The following is an 865-nucleotide window of genomic DNA, read 5'->3' as shown; positions in this document are numbered from 1 at the left end:
GGCCTCTCGCTAAAAAGCTTTCCTAAAGCTTTTTGTTACGCTCGATCCTACCTTTCTATACAAACAAATTTGTAATTTGCTGATATATAAAAAAAATGTCTTATGGGAGAGGCCTATCAGATAAGAGATCAAGAACTTCCTTATTTTCTAACGTTCCAGGTTGTGGGTTGGGCTGATGTTTTTACAAGAAAAGTATATCGTGATTTGATCTTGGAAAACCTTTCATATTGTCGGTTGAAAAAAGGATTGTACTTGTTTGGTTATGTGATTATGAGCAATCATATTCATTTGGTGGTTCAGCAAAAGGATGGAAAGCTTTCGGATTGGATACGGGATTTTAAAAAGTTCACCAGTAAAAAGTTATTGAAAATGATATTGGAGAATCCACATGAAATCGAGCATGTCGGAACTGACATACACCGGGATGATTATAACCTATGCGAGATTCCATGTGACCTTTGAAAATCAAATTATAAACACATGAAAGCAGGCGAGAATGGATGAAGATGATTTTTGAGTACCATGCTGAGTTTAATAAGCGATCAGGTGACTTGCAGTTTTGGACTCACGAAAACCATGCGATTGAATTGTATCGACCAGATATGATCGAGAGCAGAATGAAGTATATTCATGAGAATCCGGTTAGAGCAGGCTGGGTCGAAAATGCGGAAGAATACTTATATTCAAGTGCACGGAATTATTCAGGACTTAAGGGCTTGATCGAAGTGGATTATTGGTGATTTTATGACCATTGCCAATTGCAAATTGGTAAGGATATTAGGGTGGAATTGCAAATTCCACCCAGCCTCAATCGGAACTTCAAAGCTGCTGAGGAGAATCTACGCCCAGTTGGGGATTGTCCGCA

At 38.6% G+C, this 865-nt stretch carries 2 protein-coding genes; both read left to right on the top strand.

Annotation, left to right across the window (positions count from 1 at the left end):
* The first annotated feature begins 102 nt into the window (after positions 1–102).
* Positions 103–462 carry a transposase gene (locus CDH51_RS20350; RefSeq protein WP_232724873.1) on the top strand — a complete coding sequence of 120 codons (360 nt, stop codon included), beginning with the start codon at positions 103–105 and terminating at the stop codon, positions 460–462.
* Positions 463–500: 38 nt separating this feature from the next.
* Positions 501–740, top strand: coding sequence for a hypothetical protein (locus CDH51_RS20345; RefSeq protein WP_232724872.1), 240 nt, complete (start codon positions 501–503; stop codon positions 738–740).
* Positions 741–865 lie beyond the last annotated feature (125 nt).

Origin of the sequence: Algoriphagus formosus (assembly GCF_002807035.1) — a bacterium.
Taxonomy (GTDB): Bacteria; Bacteroidota; Bacteroidia; order Cytophagales; family Cyclobacteriaceae; genus Algoriphagus; species Algoriphagus formosus.
This window is presented reverse-complemented; position numbering and strand designations above follow the sequence as displayed.